Raw genomic sequence first — 16,604 nt, forward strand, 5'->3', positions numbered from 1 at the left:
AGATATTGATGACCAAATTGATTATTGTGTGATACCCATATCTGATCTCTGGTCTTAACAAGAGTTGCATGCATATTTCGTCTCACTTATTTATTGGTAATCAATATTGAAATACAGGCTGGCGTGGATTTTCCCCGGTTGTACCTGTTCATCTATCTGGTAATACTGTGAATAAAATCGAACGGAATATTTGTCGGATTTGGAGCTTCTCAATTCCACCTTTTTCATTTCATGAAAATTAAGCGGCTGATGATCGTCACCGAGCACTTGCACTCCTATCCCCTTAGCAGAAGAACGTCCTGCCACTGAATTGCTTAACACTCCGTCAGAACCCGAGTTTTTGCCGAATTGCCCATTCCATTTCAAGAAAACTGCAGAGGGCGTTTTATCATCGGTTGCACAAGATAAATGAATATCAAAAGGGGTTTTACCTGCCACCGAACCAGGAGATTTGAACTGGTCCAGAACAACGCCTGGCAGCGTAATATTGCGTGTTTTCTCACCATAAATTTTGCATGAGCTATTCAGAATAGTGACAAAACTGGCCGGGATATAAATATCTATCAGCGGTGAACTCTGAAGTAGGTTATTTATTTCAAAACTCATACCTTCTGAGCCCCCTCTGGCCGATATTCCATCATCAGCCTTAATCAACTCCATATTGATCCTGGCCCCAGACAATTCAGACATGCTTGCAGAAAATTTAGAAGGCCAGGCTATTTCGCGCCCACTTGAAGTGACCAAAGTCATTTTCATACCAACACCTTTTGCATTGGTTTGAAAAACTCCGGGAGTTTTCATCTTCGACGCTCCACCAGGTACATCCGCGCTAAATTTAATAAGCTCATCACACTCAGGAGAAGGTGGAAGCTGCACAGCAAATGAACTCTTTTTTAGCACTGAGCCTAAAGCATGATTATTTCTGTTGGTTACCGTTTCCGGCGATAAAGTAATTTTTTGTGATTTAACAATACAAGTAGCCTGGGAATTAAAACTTACCGCCAGGAGTATCAGCAGTGGTAACCCTGCACGAACTAACGACATATTGCCTCCTGGCTTTTAATATCAATTGTGCAGACTCCATTTTCTGACGAAACACTCACCGTAGGTGATTGGGTTTGGTCAATATAGAGAAGCCCACCCTGACCGACATAACCAATATGGTTATTTTCCTGGTCTTTGATAACCGCGCCAAAAGGTAAAGTCTGTTGGTTGCGCAGTTTGGGATGAATAATGGTCTGTTTATTTATCTTTGTGTCAAAAGCAACGTGAACAACACTGCCCTCAAAGGGCACAACTTTTCTTTGTGTTTGCTGGAAAGTGACGGAGTCATCCGCGCCTTTTGGGTTAATCACCACATCGTTAACACGCCAGGCGCGCAACCACGGCATAACTGCATAACCATTTGAGTCAAAACGGGTTCCTGGCGCTCCATCTAAACGCGCACCTTTTGCATCTGCGGCGTAAACCAGTGCTACCGTATCGCTTCGTTCTGGGGAGAAGGTCACCCCTTTATGGTGAGCAATCATTGAACCACTCATCCCCGCACTAGCCTGATGCCAGTCATTACCCTGGCTTAATGTCGTGCTCAGAGTGCTGTAAGGTGAACGGTAAGTTCCATTCATTCCCCAGTCCATATCTCCGCCACGGCCATAGGCTGCATTAAGGCCTAGCATCATATTATTTTCTTCATCAACTGAGGTTGAGAAGCCCATACGCGTATTGCTGGCTTTACCATTACTGCTGTAGCTGTCTGAATATATTTGTGTGTATCCAGAGTCTGAACGCGGGAGTGAATAACTAAAGTTCAGCGCAACCTGATCATCTTTCGTTACGCCACCATATTCATCTTCATTCCATAAACGCTGTACTGAAAGCGTCCAGTTTAAATTGCCCCAGTTATTGCTATAGCCCACAGAATATTGTCGATAACTATCCTGCTGTTCCCAGTATTTATTGATCGAACCAGAGATATTTAATGACCCCCATCCATCCTGAAAAGGCTGACTCAGGCTTAATGACCAGGACTGTTTTTCGCGTAATACTGCGTATTCCGAACCACTGTCTTGCTGTTCAAAAGCATCACGCTGCCCAAAGAAGTTTTTCGCATTGAATTTTCCCTCCAGCCAAAATGAGGTTTGCGACAATGGTAGGGTTCGGTTGTAGGTCAGGCGGTATCCTTGCCCGTGGTTTTCCTGATTATCGAAATTAAAGCGTGACTGTGTAATGTCGAGAGCGAAAGCGCCAAAAAAGGTATTCAACCCAGCGCCCACTAACGCCGACTGGTAATGGTCAAATCCGGTAGCACCAGAATAGAGTGACACATAATTGTTTAGGCCGTACTGCCACGTAGCCTGTGCAGCAAAGGGAGATTCATTGCTATCTTGCTCATCAACTTTCCCAAGCGAAATGTTATAGCGGCTCACGCCCGGTTTTAATAATTGTGGCACTGATGAATAAGGAACGGAGAAACGCCGAATACGCCCGTCAGATTCCTGAATAGTGACCAGCAAATCTCCGCCCGTATTTGCCGGTAAAATAGATTCGATTGAGAAAGGTCCTGCCGGTACGGATGTTTGATGAATAACTCTTCCATCCTGTGTCACGGTGACACGTGCGTTCGTTTCCGCTATCCCCCTGATATTTGGCGCCCAGCTCAAGGTGTTATCCGGGTGCATTTGATCCTGTGATTCAAGCGATGCGCCCAAAATGCTTAAACCATCAAACAGCTGGCTATCAGTATAAAATTGCCCGGCACTGAACATGGACTTCCAGCCAATCAATGGCTTTTTTAAGGTAGTCCGGTTGCTGGAATAATGCTTTCCACTGTCGTTGTTCCAGTCGAGGCTACCAAAATGTTCAAGCAGCCAACCCGATGCAGAAGCTCTTACATCAAGCCCGAGCCAGGCACTATCCGAACTGGAGCGACTATCGCCACGTTGCTGCATCGAGTAGTAATCAGCCATATAACCGAGATTAATTGCCGGAATACCCTTCTGCCACTGCTCAGGCTGCACATAGTTGCTATCGGTATTATCCAGATATGCTTGTGGAACACTCATCCGTAATTCCAACAATCCGGCATTAAAGGTTTCTACCGCATTACCGTAAACATCCCATTTATTAATCGTGCCACAGTAATTTTTTTCCTCCGCCAGAGATTTATTCATCCGTAGAGTGTTAACTCCAACAGACTCGAGAAAGTAAGCGGAATGACAGGTTGCTAAGTCACCAGCTTGGGTTTTATTAAAAATCACATCGTGGCGACCACGCCAATGTTCATTGACATAAACATCAACGCTATAACGCCCTGGTGGCAATGATTTTATATCGAAAGCACTAAGATCGTTGCTCTTAGCATTTCCCATCAAAATAGCATTATTAAACGTATAACGAATATCATCCTCTGCATTAACACTCATTGGCAGAAATGAAATATTTGCCAATACTAAAAATGGAGTGATGACTTTTTTCTTATAGAGATCCATCTTGTTATATCCTTACTATCCATGAGTAATGATTTTTGTTTCAACCACTCCACCGTAGTCGTTAATACTTTGAACAATTAAATTTTGCCCGTGAGAAATGTTCTCTTTTACTTTGAATTCCATTTGACTCTTGGGTGCCACCATCTCACTTTCCTCTAAAAGACTGGAACCTAAAGCAGTTTTAATATCGACAATCGTAATAAAGAATGGCGAAGAGTTAATAACCGTAATTTTATTTCTTGCAGAGCGTAACTCTAATTTATTTTCAGCATCTGCTCTATTACCAAGCCCTTCAGGTCGCCATATAAATTTAAAGCGGGAACGGATCGCCATATTTAGCATGCCAGCATCTTTTTTATACTCATTTTTATCGATAGCAGGGACATCCAGAATATTTAGCCACCACAGTGACTCTCTGTCATTTATGGAGATTGTTTGCAATTCCTGTTTTTTAATTCTTATCGATTGACCATTTTTCGCATCTACGCGAGCAATAGGTGGAGATATTATAAAGGGCGTAGAGATTTTTTCTGGCGGTACATCAGGATCGCCTTCATCTAACCAGATTTGAGCCAGAGATGGCGCACTGCCTGTGTTGGTCATTTGGATAGTGATTTCTGGAGCATTAGCCGGGTAGATAAAACGCGTTCCATTAACAATGATATTGTCGGCATAGGACAATGGCGTTAATAGTATGGAATATAGCAGAATTAAAAATCTCATAGTGACCTCCATGTGAGTAATACCATAGCCATTTATGGCTATGGTATTTTTACCTTACCAATATGTTATGTGATAATTAACTTGAGCAGTAACTGGGCCTGATGTACCAGATTTAACACCTGAGTCATTCACTTTTATATAACCAACACTGAATGAGTAGTTGCGTTTATTACTATACGAATGACCACCTTCATCATCCGCATAATAAGAGGTTCTTTTGCTAGCATCAATTTTTGCGCCATCTTTGGTCATAAGCAACAGCCCTACATTATTCAATGCTCCATTTGAATTTTTCAAATATCCCTGTTTTGTGACATTATCATCATTAAACTGAATGGCAATCTTCGGAGGTTTATTAGCAACCAACCCACAATCTTCAAGTGTCAACTTAAATGGTACAGCGTTAGTTCTTGTTTCTGTCGTTGGTATTTCTGAAAGTCTTATTGGTGGTAAAGATACTAGTTTTCCTCTATCAGAGGTAGATATCTTGCATGAACTCTCAAATACAAGGCCATTGAAATGAACAACATTTGACCATTCTTTTATTCCTGATCCATTATCGCCCGCAGCCATTGCAACAGGAGAAAAACTAATACACGTTAATAAAGCAATAATTGATACTTTATTCATAAAATTTTCCTTTTGTTAGGAGTACAGTAAATCTGTATCTACCAAGAGGTATTTACCTCAGCCTTATTATAAATAAGTAAATATATAAGTAACTACGGGGATTAACGTATTTGCATAATGCTTAGTACTTGCCACTAATACATTAATATTAAAATACATTATTTAATAGAATGTATTTTAATTTATGAAAGATCATTAAATAAATTAAACCATTAAATATCAACGAACTTACATTAGAGACAAATAACTTCTGCTTAATAATTCGGTAAAACCGATTTATTATTATGCACAATAAGCTAAATCTCATTAGGTCTAACATCTTATCGTTAGCCCAATTAATGGATGACAGTAAATTCACTGTCCTGGAGAAAATAACTTTATAGAGGGAAGACCCATGCTTAACTACGCAGCAGAGCAAAAATTGTTCTTAGTTACCCGACCCTCAGTGCAAAATCATCTTCTTCTGGAGCGCTTGAATCAGGAAATTAAGATCCCGGTTGTGGTCCTGAATGTAAAGAAACCAATGATGTTTTATGCTTCTGAGAAATCTATCTTTATTTACGATACAGACGCAGCCAGCAGTAAATCCAACAAAGTCTGGCCAAAGTTGCTTGCGGAAAGCCAATCCAGCATGCGGATATGCCTGCTTAACTGCTCAAGGGCATTGTCTGTTTATGAGAAATCAATTTGGCATCGTTTCGATACCGTATTACCCGATGACACCACACCTGGCAGTCTGGTTAACGCCATAAAAATTATGATGCAAAACAGATATGAAGATAATGCAAACGCTTGCCTTCAAACCGCACCGGAACAAACCTATGGTGATAAAAACTCAGGCAATTTGACCATACGGGAATACGAAATTCTGCACGAGTTATGTAAAGGTGAGTCTAATGCTCGCATCGCTCAATCCTTCTTTATCAGTGAAAACACAGTACGAACTCATCTTTATAATATTTTTAAGAAAATATCGGTAAATAATCGAATACAGGCTGTAAATTGGGTTAACCATCAACTTATTAATTAATTACATCAATTGACCAACAGTGCAATAATAACGTGGTTGATTGACTAAATAAATCCAATATGTATATCTAATAAGGGACTTTCGCGCTCAAGGATGTATTGCCACATGCTTAAAAAGAATATCGTACAGGAAGTATTAAATTACATCGAAAATAATATCGATGTGAATATTAACATTGATGATATATCCAGATTTACGGGTTACAGCCGCCGGCACATCCAGACTATTTTTAAACAACATGTAAGAATACCTCTCGGTCTCTACATTCGTAAACGTAGGGTAACTCGTGCATCTATCTTCCTGCGTCTAACTAATATGAATGTGATTGATATATCTGCGAAATTTGGCTACGACTCGCAACAGTCCTTTTGCCGGGAATTTAAAAAAGCAGCAGGCTTAACCCCACTTCAGTACCGCAGAAGTAGCTGTTGGGACTTCTCGCCATTACAGGCAGAATTCAACTTTAACCGCATCGACGTAGGCAGCTTTCAGATATGCACCTTGCCCGAAGGATATGTTTCAGGTCAAATGTCTCACCAAGAAATCGCCATCCCAGCCAATGAGAATATTTTAGAGGTCCGCTGGAATACCATCATCAACCATTTGAATAACCAGAAACAAAATATTTGGTCGATATCTGAATATAAAGCGCATAAGAAACATTCAATGCGCATAAAGCTAAGTTCGATTATTGGCGTACATAATAAAGAGTTAAACAAAAAACCGGGTGATCACACCTACCCTTCGGGGATATATGCCCGATTTTCATTCAGGTGCAATAAAGAAGAATACTCTAAGTATTCAAAACATATTTATCTCAACATTTTTCCTAAACACAGGTTAAAACGCAGACCAGCCCCTGACATTGAGGTTTTCATTTATAACGGCTACGCCAGGCCTGAAAATGCTCTGGATTGTGAATACTACATCCCTGTAGAAACAGTAGCTGAATAACAACTAGCTCTGTTGTCTGACTTGCGCAGTATTATCGAGTCTTCTGATCGCTGGCGTGAAACTGGCTGCGAAGGTTGCAACCAGAACTGCAGCTGCGCAACACAATAAAACATTTGTGTTGCCGTAGTGCATCGCAAGAGGGCCTGCTGCAATTTCGCCAATCGGAATCGCCACAAATGAACCCAATGCATCATAAGCATAAACACGTGCAAGCTTTTCAGGCGGGATATGAGTTTGTAGCGACTGCGCCCAGGCCACACCGAACAACCCAAAACCAACTCCAGCTATAAAAAATGCCGCCATCAAAACTGAGGTCGAAGGAATCAGAGCCAGGATGACAATTGGGCCTGCGCAAAATGCCGTTAAAATTGTGCCAATTAACAAATCCCGACGTGGCCGCCAACGAAGTGCAATAACAGAGCCGACTATCAAGCCCATGCTTTGGGCGGCAATCGCCATGCCCCAACCTGTTCGGCCAAATGTTGCATCTGCGACTACGGGACCCAGCACCATCATCACGCCGCTAAAGGCCGCATTGACGATGGTAAATTGCACCACAATTGCCCAGACCCATGAGCGTGAAATAAACTCCACCCAACCGTCCTTTAAATCCTGCAAGATATTGGATTGAGCGCTCTGAGGTTGTGCCGAATTAGTTCGAATCATTAAATACAGTGGTGCTGATGCCGCAAACCCTAAAGCATCAATGGCCAATCCCCAGCCTGGCCCCATCACGCTTATGAGAACACCGCCCAGTGATGCACCAATAACAGTCCCGCCATAAATACCTAACTGGATAAAGGCATTTGCTTCCCGTAAGGAATGCACCGGAACAGTTTGTGGGACCATGGCTTGCGAAGCAGGCAACGAAGCCCCCGCTGCTGCACCGTTTATAGCGCCAAGTATCACCAACAGCATAATGGTTGCCGAGCCATCCAGAACTAAGCCAGCAACAACCCCCTGTGAGATTGCAGCGATAACCGATGAGTAAAGCAGAACACGACTTCGTGAATAGCGATCGGCAAGTACCCCGCCAATCAACAAGAAAGCCACGTTAAAAATCGAGCGAGCAGCAATAACAATGCCCAAGTCAGCGGCCGATCCCCCCATGTCGAGCACGGCAAAAGCCAGAGCAATCGGTGCGATTCCATTACCCAGTACCGTCAGCAGACGAGCAAAGAACAAATTGCGGAACGGCGCGTAGTAAAATGCCCGCTTAGAAGATATTGCTGCCGTATCTGTGCTCACTAATATTCCTCGAAACTGTTTTGCGGCTTAATGCTTCGCTGTAGTGTGAGTTACGCCGCTTATCAAAAATGGACTATTAGTTATACCACTAATTATTTAATTCTATATATTTTATGTATTTAACATCCTATTTTTGGTAATAGAATCTATGTAATGCTTAAGTTTCCTCTTGCTAACATCGCCTGCAAGTTCGTTGTTATGTACCAACAAGTCATAATTGAAGCCATTGCCAGTAGGGTTAAATATCATTAATTCCAGCTCAACCCCAAACATAAAGAGGTTCTTAAGAGCTAAGTGATATCAATGAAATACAGATCTCACCAGGAAGGCTGAAATAAGTAAAATCAGTGCCTGGTACTAAGCTGTTGGGAATGACGAAGATATGTAACTGCTGGCATGACATCGTCAAGCCAGCAGTTAACAATGAAACATAAGGACGGTATCTGAAGAAAAAAATACTACGGCAAAATGCTATTGGCCGTATGTGGCATTGGTCCCATCACTCGGGTTTTCGTCGTCCGTTTCTCCATAAAGAGTGTTCGCGGTTTCATCCGGCAGTTTTTCTAATTTTCCGCAAATATAGACGTGTGAACCGAGAGCCAGACGATAAGTCTCCTCTGTCTGGCCGTTGTCGCGTGCCGCACCCCATACAATACTTGGGCTATCAGCCATGCCTATGTAGGTTTTCGACAGGTTATCGTAGATTACTCTGTTGTATTGTTCGTACTGTCGGCGATCTGAGGTGGGGGTGCGTGACAAAAAGAGATCCACTGCACCAGTTTGCTTGTTTTTCAGACCGATTAGCGTATGCCCAGAATTGGAATCTGTCAGATCGGTGAAGTTGACCGTAATGGATTTCCCGCAGGTCAAAGTGTAAGTGGCAAGGTCATTGCCCAATTTCACTTCTTTCGCAAAAACCGAAAAGGAAGCCATAAGAAGAAAAACGGGTAGTACACTGGTTTTTTTTAGATTCATTTTCTTAGCCTAACTCACGTTTAACCACGAATAACGTCACCTGGTGACCTGTATTTTCTAAAAAATGCTGGTTTGCCATTTTTATTACAGCAACGACTAACACCAAAAAAGTAAGGGCTCACTCGGCATAGAAAATGCTTCGTTTCCATGTCAATGAAAAAGCATATGAACTTTATTACCGAAACCAAAAAGGTGGAGGGTAATCCAGTTGGAGTTAAGATTTGAAAAGCATAGAAACGTGCTTTACATCATCCACTAACATCAACTTTTTCATTACAGCTAGCTCTAAGCGTAGGAGTTTTTACCCGGAAATCAACACAAGCAAAACGCCGCTGAGAGATAAGCTACATTTTTTTTAGGTCTGTAATTTTGGCGAGTATATACCAGGCCTGCGCGGAAATTAAAGTCCATTATTATCAGAAGCTAATATTTATCGATTCCCAAAGAGATCGAGATAAAATTCTGATTTTTAGAAAATGGTTTCTCTTTCTTTATGTTTGCACCTATCCCTCTCCAATAGGACTATAGGCACCTAGGAAATCTCCTAATAAATATCCTATAAAAGAGTTGAAATCCTAAAGACGGATTCTTAGCCAATGAGATAACTTACAACGTGGTCAGGTGAATTCCTTACTCTTTAACTATGCAGGATGCAAAATGTTAAAAAATAGCAATGGAGTCGTGAGTATTTTCATACTCACTCAAAATAAATTCCTAAAACTTGGATTAGAGTCAGTCATTGAAGAAGCCTTTTCAAAATGTGATAAAGGTAACGTTTCATATAATGTATATGAAATCAGTAATCTTAATGATCTCACGATAAAGATGTTACGGGCAGGTGGGAAATCCATCGTGTTCTTTGATTCAGACGGTTTCTTTTTCCATGACCGTTTGGAAATGGTTAATAAAATCAATGACACAAACTTGCAGTTTGAATCCGTATTTCTATGTGATGGCGCTGAATATAATAAAATGAGCCATTTTTATAATTTACTTTTCAAAACTGTGTTAAATAAATCCATTCCATTGCGGCATACAAAAATGGATATTGAGGGCGTGATTATTAAGATGGTTGGCACCAGGGATTTTGAGCTCCGACAAGATGTCTTGCCTGAAATTTGTACGCCTTTTTTAAGATTAACAACTCGTGAAGCTAACGTGTTGAAAAATATCTTTAAGGGAAAGAACACCAGGGAAATAGCTAATAACTTGTATATTAGTGAGAAAACCGTACTTGCACATAGATCAAGAATCTATTCAAAATTTAGCGTGCACTCTTTAAGTGAACTGTACTTTTTCATCAGGAACAGTACACATATCAAAAACTTGTAGCATTATTATTGGAGAATAAAAATGGGAAAGTCATAAAGTTCTTTTTAATTTTTTTTATTTCTTTGCTTGTCAGCACGCAAGGCATTGCATCAAGAGGTGCAACAGACTGGTTACTGACAAAATCCGACAAAATTAGTGAGATTGAAAAGAACAAATTATTTTATTCCGACAATTATACTGAGACTGCTTATCCAAAACTTGCAGATGTCGTTGAACCTGTAAATTGTGAAACAGTTAAACCTGCTGGCAGTAGAAAATTTAATTCACTGCCTGATATCCAGTATCGTAAACTAACGCCAAAAAATGAAGCATTGCACTATGCACAAAAACGGAGCGCTAAAAAAAGTGTTAAGGCGGTCATTGCGATTCCCTTTACTACTGAGCAATATGAAATTCAGTTCTTAACTCCCTATGCGCAAAGAGATTTGCAAGCGGAAGAGACTTTTGTCAATGTTTCACAAAAAGTCACTATCCAGGCTTGTTTAAAAATCAGAGATGCATTGATTTATTGGTTCTAATAGTAAACTGGAAAGTATATTTCCCTGAATCAAACATCATATTTAATGAGGTGGTGATGAACATTAACCTTGCCATTTTTTTGATTACCTCTTTAGCCCTTTTGATATTTGTTATTTTTGTGATCAAAAAAGCCATTTCAGATTTTAGACAGAAAGATGTTATTACTTTAAAGTTAAAGCAATAACATTATTGCACTACCAGGCGGATCAATCAGCTAATGTCATAAGATGACTGATGATGCTTTTTAGTATGGGGTTATCTTTTGCTGACTTCAGTATATTTGCATAAATAGTAATGGCATGTCCATTTACAACATCTGTCTCTAACGCTTTTATATCATACATTTTTGAATAGTAATCAATCAGCGGTGTAGGCATAAAACATACTGCATCCGAGTGTGATACTAACATAAGCAACGTATCGTAAGACGAGACACGAATCCTCCTGGTTAGGCTACTAATCCCATCAAAATAAAAGATATATTTTTCTAAATCGATCTCAGACGAATCCTTGGGAAGGACATACGTAACCAGTTTTTCCTTCTTAAGCATTTCCAGTGTGACCTTGCCTTGCAAACGAGGATGATTGACCTGGCACACTGCATGTACATTTTTTAGAATTATTTGGTATTCAATAATAGAACTATCAACGGCTAATGGAGTCCCAATATCAATATCAATTTGTTTTCTGCGTAACGCCTCGATCCGTACCTCACTGTCATTACTGAAATTATTAAATTCAAAAACAGCATTTTGAATTTCAGCCCCTTCATCGTTCATAAATTTCCATGCCAACCAATTCTCAATAACCGAATTCGTTCTGATACGGAAAAAACTTTTTTCGGGAGAAGGTAATTTTCTATCAGTTGAAGCGGGCTCTATCAAATTTAGTGCTGGCGAAAAGTGCTTATAAAGTTCTAATGCCAAACTTGTGGGTTGCATCCCATTTTTAGTGCGGATCATGATAGGATCTGAATAATGGTCACGAAGTTTATTTAATGCATAGCTGACTGATGACACCCCCATCCCCAGACGGACACCTGTCTCCGTGACATTTTTGTTTTCAACCAGGGCGCATAGCACTCTTAATAAATTTAAATCTAATTTTCTATTCATCATGTTAACTTTTTGTTGGTTTATTATTACAAATTATAGTCCATTTTCTATTTTATCGAACTGACTTTTTTATTCATTGTTATTGTTAGTAGTAATCCTAAATGCGAATATAGCTTATCAAAACAAAGCAGTAATATCTTAAGACTTTGCCCCACTAAAAGAATTAAATTCTTAAATACACGCATGTATCTATAGAGTATTATTTTTGCTTATAAAAATGTTTATATTGGTTGTGTCATAATGGAGGAGGCATCTTCAAAGACAATAAATTAATTAATCAATACCTTACCCAAAGTCACGCGCGAACTATTTATATCTCGGTTTGCTTGTGTGGCGCTACAAAATGTTATGCATCAATGCTGTAATTAATGTCAGAGTTATCTGAAATTAATAATCGTTAAACAAACGGAAATTTGTATTTATTCAAACCCAAGAACGGGGAATTAACATGAAAAAGCTCGCTATCGTTACAAGTATTATCTCTGCTCTGTCTTTAATCAATGTTGCACAAGCTGGCAATGAAATCCTGTTCCACGGTGAAATCACAGAAAGTACCTGTAATTCCTCAGTGGCTGGCGGGAATGACGTGACACTGCCAACGGTTTCTACTACCTCTCTACCAGGTGCAGTAGGTGCAACGGCAGGTCGTACACAGTTCGTAATTGATGTTACTGAGTGTACGTTGTCAACCGGCAAAACCAAAGTAGCTGCCTACTTCAATGCCAGCTCCAATGGCACAGCCAACGTAGACAGCATGACCGGCTACCTGACTAACCTTTCCCAAGGTACGGCTGGCGGTGCAGAAGGTGTAATGCTGCAGTTGGTGGACGGTACTTCTCTGCAGCCGATTAAAGTTGGTTACGCTTCTCAGAGTGATACTGGTGGTACAGGCTTCCAGACTGTTTCGGGTTCACCGAACGGTACTGCTCGTCTGAACTATTTCGTGGAATACGTCAAAGCGGATGCAGTCATTGCGGCTGGTACCGTGGAAGGCAAAGTAGTTTACGACCTGATGTATAAATAAATCGTTATCCATAGGGGTAAGCCATTGCCCCTGCTTCACTTATTTGGAATCAATATGCTTATGCGTCGTTACGCAAGAAAAGCCGCCGTAATGTGTTTTATAGGGGCTACTTTAGGGTGGGTCAATTATGCGGCTGCGGGTGTTGTTATTGGCTCAACCCGAGTTATTTACCGTGAAAGTAAAGATGAAGTTACGGTTAAACTGACTAATAATAATCCGTCACCTGTATTAGTGCAGAGCTGGATTGATAAAGGTGACGAACATATTTCTCCCGAAAAACTTTCCGTGCCGTTTGTTTTGACACCTCCTATTAATAGGATGGACCCAGGGAAAGGACAAACCTTACGTATTACTTATATTGGTACACCTGCACTGCCAACAGATAAAGAATCTGTATATTGGTTAAATGTGCTTGAGGTTCCAGCCAAACAAAAAAGCGTTCAGGAAATAAGCCGGCTTAATATCGCATTCCGTACACGAATAAAAATTTTCTATCGTCCGGATGGATTAGCGGGTAATGCAAACAGTGCGCCAAAAGATCTCGTCTGGAAAATTCGTGATGGTGGTTTGCTGGTGATTAACCCAACGCCATATAACGTTACCCTTGGGATGATTTATTACAAAAACAGTGGTAAGAATCTTGAAATGGAAGGGGATATGATCATCCCCGGCGGCACAAAGACATACAAGTTTAAAGACATTCCTGGAGTGAGCAATCTCTCTCAGTTGAGTTATACCGCTATTAATGATTATGGCGCTTTTGTTAAATACAATGCGAATGACCGTTAATTTTTTTTATTAGCTTTAATGGATTAAAGCTTGATTTACGAGTGAGAGAGGAGGTTGCTGACATGAAAATAATAAAAATAAAAAATAAAGAGTTAACGCGCCATAATAGCTTAACCCCAATTATTATTCTCTGTTTGGCAACATTTCCTGTTTGCGCTAATGAACCAGTCACGGAAGATACCCAACCTATTACTGACAGCGTTGAATTTGAATCTGACGTAATGCGTATGGATAGTAATACTAAGGTCGATCTTACGCGTTTTTCAAAAGGCTCTAGCGGCACGCCGGGTATCTACCGTGTAAGCATTATCGTTAATAATACCGAAGTCGGTGTCGATAACGTTGAGCTAAAAGAAGGGGCAGATAAATCCGTCTATCCATGCTTGACGGCTAAAATTCTGCAGTTGATCAATTTCAACCAATCTCAGCTTTCGCCAGAAGCGGTAGAAATGGTTTCTGGAAAAGTCGCTTGCGCGAACCTGCAGAGCGTAATTCCAGATGCTAAAGTCCAGTTTGATAGCAATGAGCAACAGCTCAATATCTCTATCCCACAAATTTATGTCAACCGCATATCTAGCGGCACGGTTGACCCTGCGCTATGGGATAGCGGGATCCCTGCCGGCCTATTAAGCTATTACCTTAACGGCTATGATTCTAAATTTGGTACTAACAGCAGCCGTACTTTTTATGCGGGTCTCAACGGTGGTCTGAATATTGGTGCTTGGTATTTACGTCATAATGGCTCTTATAACTGGCAGCAAGATCAGGGCAGTCAATACAGCACCATAAATACCTACTTGCAGCGCGATGTTGAAGCTTTGCGGGGTCGTGTCGTTATTGGTCAATCCAACACCAGCGGCCAGCTTTTCGACTCTTTACCATTTACCGGTGCGCGGATTGAAAGTGACGACAGCATGCTGCCGGATTCACAACGTGGCTATGCGCCTGAAATTCGCGGTATTGCGAAAACCAACGCCAAAGTCATTGTGAAGCAGATGGGTCAAATCATTTATGAAACCACTGTCACACCTGGCGCCTTCCTGATTAACGATCTCTACCCAACCGGTTATGGTGGCGATCTGGATATTACTATTCAGGAAGCTGATGGCACGGTACAAAACTATTCGATGCCTTATGCTTCAGTTGCACAGCTGCTGCGCCCTGGTTCACACCATTTTAGCTTTACAGCGGGCAAGCTACGGGATTCCAATGTTTCTGAAAAGCCGATGTTGTATGAAGCAACTTATCAGCGTGGGTTAACTAACTCAGTTACGGGTTATGCAGGCGTACAGGCAAGTGAAAACTATCAGGCTGCGCAGATTGGTACAGCATTAAGTACGCTGCTGGGCGCATTTGGTGTCGACGTTACGCAATCTTTTAGCAAAATTGGTGAATATCAAGACCAGCCTTCCTCTCTCTCAGGGCAAAGTTATCGAGCAAGTTACAGTAAGCTCATTACCGAGACAGACAGTAACATTACCCTGGCCGCATACCGCTTTTCCAGTAGCGGATACATGGACTACATGACCACGATGCTGGCCCGAGAAAACGTAAAAAGTGGCCAGTCAGGAACCAATATTATGCGTTCCAAAAACCGTTTTGCGCTCTCCGCAAGCCAGGGATTAGCTGAAGGTTGGGGAAATTTTTACGCCAGTGCATCAATAGAGAACTACTGGAATAACGACAAATACAACAAACAGTATCAGTTCGGCTATTCGAATAATTTTAAACGGGTGAACTACAGCGTTAACGTAAGCCGTAGCCAAAACGCCTATGGGGCGGACCAAACGAGTTTTAACCTGAACTTCTCATTCCCACTGTGGGAAGACCGTGATGTGCGTGCTCCGACGGTAAGCCTGCGCTACAACCATGATAATAATGGTGGGCAAAATGAACAGGCATCAATTGGTGGCGCGTTGGGTGAAGATAATAAATACACCTATAACTTGAGCGGATCGCACGATAGCCGCTCAGGTACGTCTGGCAGCGTGGGTGGCACTTGGTTTGGCAGCGTGGCCCAAATGAGCGGTACCTACAGCAAAGGACCTGACTACCAAACCAGCACCGTTGGTATGTCGGGCTCGATGATTGCTCACTCAGGGGGCTTGACGCTTTCTCCTTATACCGGCGATACCTTTGCACTGGTAGAAGCTAAAGGGGCAGAAGGCGCCAAAATTGGTACCTATGCAGGGACAAAAGTCGATTCGTTTGGCTATGCGGTGTTCCCTTCAATGCGGCCTTATCAGTTGAACGATGTATCGATAGACCCGGAAGGATCCTCACAGGATGTTGAATTTGAAAATACTTCCCAGAAAGCGGTGCCACGTTCCGGTGCGGTGGTTAAAGTTAAATTTAATACGCGTACGGGTATTCCAGTACTTATCACCTCTTTATTTAACGGTAACCCATTGCCATTTGGCGCAGAAGTCTTCGACGCGCTGAACAACTATGTAGGAGCAGTAACGCAGGGTGGTGTGATTTATGCCAAGGTTGCCGATATGAAAGGTACGCTGAGGGTTACGTGGGGTAATGGTGCAGAATCGAGCTGTAAAGTGAATTATATTTTGGCACCGTTATCGACAGATAAAACACAGAGAAAAGTGCCACAGCGGTTTAATACGCCTTGCTTATGAGTAAATTTTTAATTAATTAAGTGTCAAAACCACTCTCCATTTTTGGCGCTTTGTTATTTTTCCAACAGACAGTAATACATATAAAAGTCTAAAGAATAGAAATTACTTTGTTATTACTTTTACTAAAAAACAAATCAATATCGA

At 41.3% G+C, this 16,604-nt stretch carries 14 protein-coding genes; 7 read left to right on the top strand and 7 right to left on the bottom strand.

What is annotated here, in order from left to right; all coding sequences use genetic code 11:
* Positions 1-90: 90 nt before the first annotated feature.
* From LVQ76_RS13160 to LVQ76_RS13175, 4 genes are read right to left on the bottom strand one after another with little or no spacing between them, the layout of a single operon-like run.
* On the bottom strand, positions 91-1,044 hold the full coding sequence (locus LVQ76_RS13160) for a fimbrial protein (RefSeq protein ID WP_232921817.1): 954 nt from the start codon (positions 1,042-1,044) through the stop codon (positions 91-93).
* Complete coding sequence (locus tag LVQ76_RS13165; RefSeq protein ID WP_232921818.1) at positions 1,035-3,488, bottom strand: fimbria/pilus outer membrane usher protein; 2,454 nt, start codon at positions 3,486-3,488, stop codon at positions 1,035-1,037. The genes LVQ76_RS13160 and LVQ76_RS13165 overlap by 10 nt, the downstream gene beginning before the upstream one ends.
* Before the next feature lie 15 nt (positions 3,489-3,503).
* Positions 3,504-4,211, bottom strand: coding sequence for a fimbrial biogenesis chaperone (locus LVQ76_RS13170; protein WP_151993818.1), 708 nt, complete (start codon positions 4,209-4,211; stop codon positions 3,504-3,506).
* Positions 4,212-4,265: 54 nt separating this feature from the next.
* Entirely contained in the window at positions 4,266-4,841 is a 576-nt protein-coding gene (locus tag LVQ76_RS13175) for a fimbrial protein (RefSeq protein WP_232921819.1), read from the bottom strand.
* A gap of 394 nt (positions 4,842-5,235) precedes the next feature.
* On the opposite strand from LVQ76_RS13175, the gene LVQ76_RS13180 reads away from it, so the two are divergent.
* Both LVQ76_RS13180 and LVQ76_RS13185 read left to right on the top strand, forming a co-directional pair.
* Positions 5,236-5,871, top strand: a complete 636-nt coding sequence (locus tag LVQ76_RS13180) for a LuxR C-terminal-related transcriptional regulator (protein ID WP_232921820.1) — start codon at positions 5,236-5,238, stop codon at positions 5,869-5,871.
* Positions 5,872-5,976: 105 nt separating this feature from the next.
* Positions 5,977-6,825, top strand: coding sequence for a helix-turn-helix domain-containing protein (locus tag LVQ76_RS13185; RefSeq protein WP_232921821.1), 849 nt, complete (start codon positions 5,977-5,979; stop codon positions 6,823-6,825).
* Between the two features lie 3 nt (positions 6,826-6,828).
* Here the strand turns inward: LVQ76_RS13185 and LVQ76_RS13190 are convergent, their stop codons facing one another.
* Together LVQ76_RS13190 and LVQ76_RS13195 are read right to left on the bottom strand one after the other, a co-directional pair.
* Positions 6,829-8,073, bottom strand: coding sequence for an MFS transporter (locus tag LVQ76_RS13190; protein ID WP_232863919.1), 1,245 nt, complete (start codon positions 8,071-8,073; stop codon positions 6,829-6,831).
* Between the two features lie 471 nt (positions 8,074-8,544).
* Complete coding sequence (locus tag LVQ76_RS13195; protein WP_232863920.1) at positions 8,545-9,048, bottom strand: hypothetical protein; 504 nt, start codon at positions 9,046-9,048, stop codon at positions 8,545-8,547.
* Between the two features lie 657 nt (positions 9,049-9,705).
* Here LVQ76_RS13195 and LVQ76_RS13200 point away from each other — a divergent pair.
* Both LVQ76_RS13200 and LVQ76_RS13205 read left to right on the top strand, forming a co-directional pair.
* Positions 9,706-10,380: a helix-turn-helix transcriptional regulator gene (locus LVQ76_RS13200; protein WP_232921822.1), complete on the top strand. Its 675-nt coding sequence runs from the start codon at positions 9,706-9,708 to the stop codon at positions 10,378-10,380.
* An 8-nt stretch (positions 10,381-10,388) separates the two neighbouring features.
* Positions 10,389-10,898, top strand: a complete 510-nt coding sequence (locus LVQ76_RS13205) for a hypothetical protein (RefSeq protein ID WP_232921823.1) — start codon at positions 10,389-10,391, stop codon at positions 10,896-10,898.
* A 207-nt stretch (positions 10,899-11,105) separates the two neighbouring features.
* Here the strand turns inward: LVQ76_RS13205 and LVQ76_RS13210 are convergent, their stop codons facing one another.
* Entirely contained in the window at positions 11,106-12,017 is a 912-nt protein-coding gene (locus tag LVQ76_RS13210) for a LysR family transcriptional regulator (protein WP_232863923.1), read from the bottom strand.
* 445 nt (positions 12,018-12,462) lie between these two features.
* On the opposite strand from LVQ76_RS13210, the gene LVQ76_RS13215 reads away from it, so the two are divergent.
* The 3 genes from LVQ76_RS13215 to LVQ76_RS13225 all read left to right on the top strand — a co-directional run bounded on the left by LVQ76_RS13215 (position 12,463) and on the right by LVQ76_RS13225 (position 16,460).
* Positions 12,463-13,038 carry a fimbrial protein gene (locus LVQ76_RS13215; RefSeq protein ID WP_232863924.1) on the top strand — a complete coding sequence of 192 codons (576 nt, stop codon included), beginning with the start codon at positions 12,463-12,465 and terminating at the stop codon, positions 13,036-13,038.
* A 54-nt stretch (positions 13,039-13,092) separates the two neighbouring features.
* Positions 13,093-13,827 (top strand): fimbrial biogenesis chaperone, encoded by a 735-nt coding sequence (locus tag LVQ76_RS13220; protein WP_232921824.1) that lies wholly within the window; start codon positions 13,093-13,095, stop codon positions 13,825-13,827.
* 62 nt (positions 13,828-13,889) lie between these two features.
* Positions 13,890-16,460, top strand: coding sequence for a fimbria/pilus outer membrane usher protein (locus LVQ76_RS13225; RefSeq protein ID WP_232921825.1), 2,571 nt, complete (start codon positions 13,890-13,892; stop codon positions 16,458-16,460).
* The last annotated feature ends 144 nt before the right edge of the window (positions 16,461-16,604 follow it).

This window comes from Buttiauxella cochleicola, assembly GCF_021283185.1.
Taxonomy (GTDB): Bacteria; Pseudomonadota; Gammaproteobacteria; order Enterobacterales; family Enterobacteriaceae; genus Buttiauxella; species Buttiauxella massiliensis.

What these genes read in the sequence shown, in the direction of transcription:
- LVQ76_RS13220 (WP_232921824.1), top strand. Translation starts at nt 13,093, where the DNA reads ATGCTTATGCGTCGTTACGCAAGAAAAGCCGCCGTAATGTGTTTTATA.
- LVQ76_RS13225 (WP_232921825.1), top strand. Translation starts at nt 13,890, where the DNA reads ATGAAAATAATAAAAATAAAAAATAAAGAGTTAACGCGCCATAATAGC.
- LVQ76_RS13210 (WP_232863923.1), bottom strand. Translation starts at nt 12,017, where the DNA reads ATGATGAATAGAAAATTAGATTTAAATTTATTAAGAGTGCTATGCGCC.
- LVQ76_RS13195 (WP_232863920.1), bottom strand. Translation starts at nt 9,048, where the DNA reads ATGAATCTAAAAAAAACCAGTGTACTACCCGTTTTTCTTCTTATGGCT.
- LVQ76_RS13215 (WP_232863924.1), top strand. Translation starts at nt 12,463, where the DNA reads ATGAAAAAGCTCGCTATCGTTACAAGTATTATCTCTGCTCTGTCTTTA.
- LVQ76_RS13165 (WP_232921818.1), bottom strand. Translation starts at nt 3,488, where the DNA reads ATGGATCTCTATAAGAAAAAAGTCATCACTCCATTTTTAGTATTGGCA.
- LVQ76_RS13160 (WP_232921817.1), bottom strand. Translation starts at nt 1,044, where the DNA reads ATGTCGTTAGTTCGTGCAGGGTTACCACTGCTGATACTCCTGGCGGTA.
- LVQ76_RS13200 (WP_232921822.1), top strand. Translation starts at nt 9,706, where the DNA reads ATGTTAAAAAATAGCAATGGAGTCGTGAGTATTTTCATACTCACTCAA.
- LVQ76_RS13180 (WP_232921820.1), top strand. Translation starts at nt 5,236, where the DNA reads ATGCTTAACTACGCAGCAGAGCAAAAATTGTTCTTAGTTACCCGACCC.
- LVQ76_RS13185 (WP_232921821.1), top strand. Translation starts at nt 5,977, where the DNA reads ATGCTTAAAAAGAATATCGTACAGGAAGTATTAAATTACATCGAAAAT.
- LVQ76_RS13170 (WP_151993818.1), bottom strand. Translation starts at nt 4,211, where the DNA reads ATGAGATTTTTAATTCTGCTATATTCCATACTATTAACGCCATTGTCC.
- LVQ76_RS13175 (WP_232921819.1), bottom strand. Translation starts at nt 4,841, where the DNA reads ATGAATAAAGTATCAATTATTGCTTTATTAACGTGTATTAGTTTTTCT.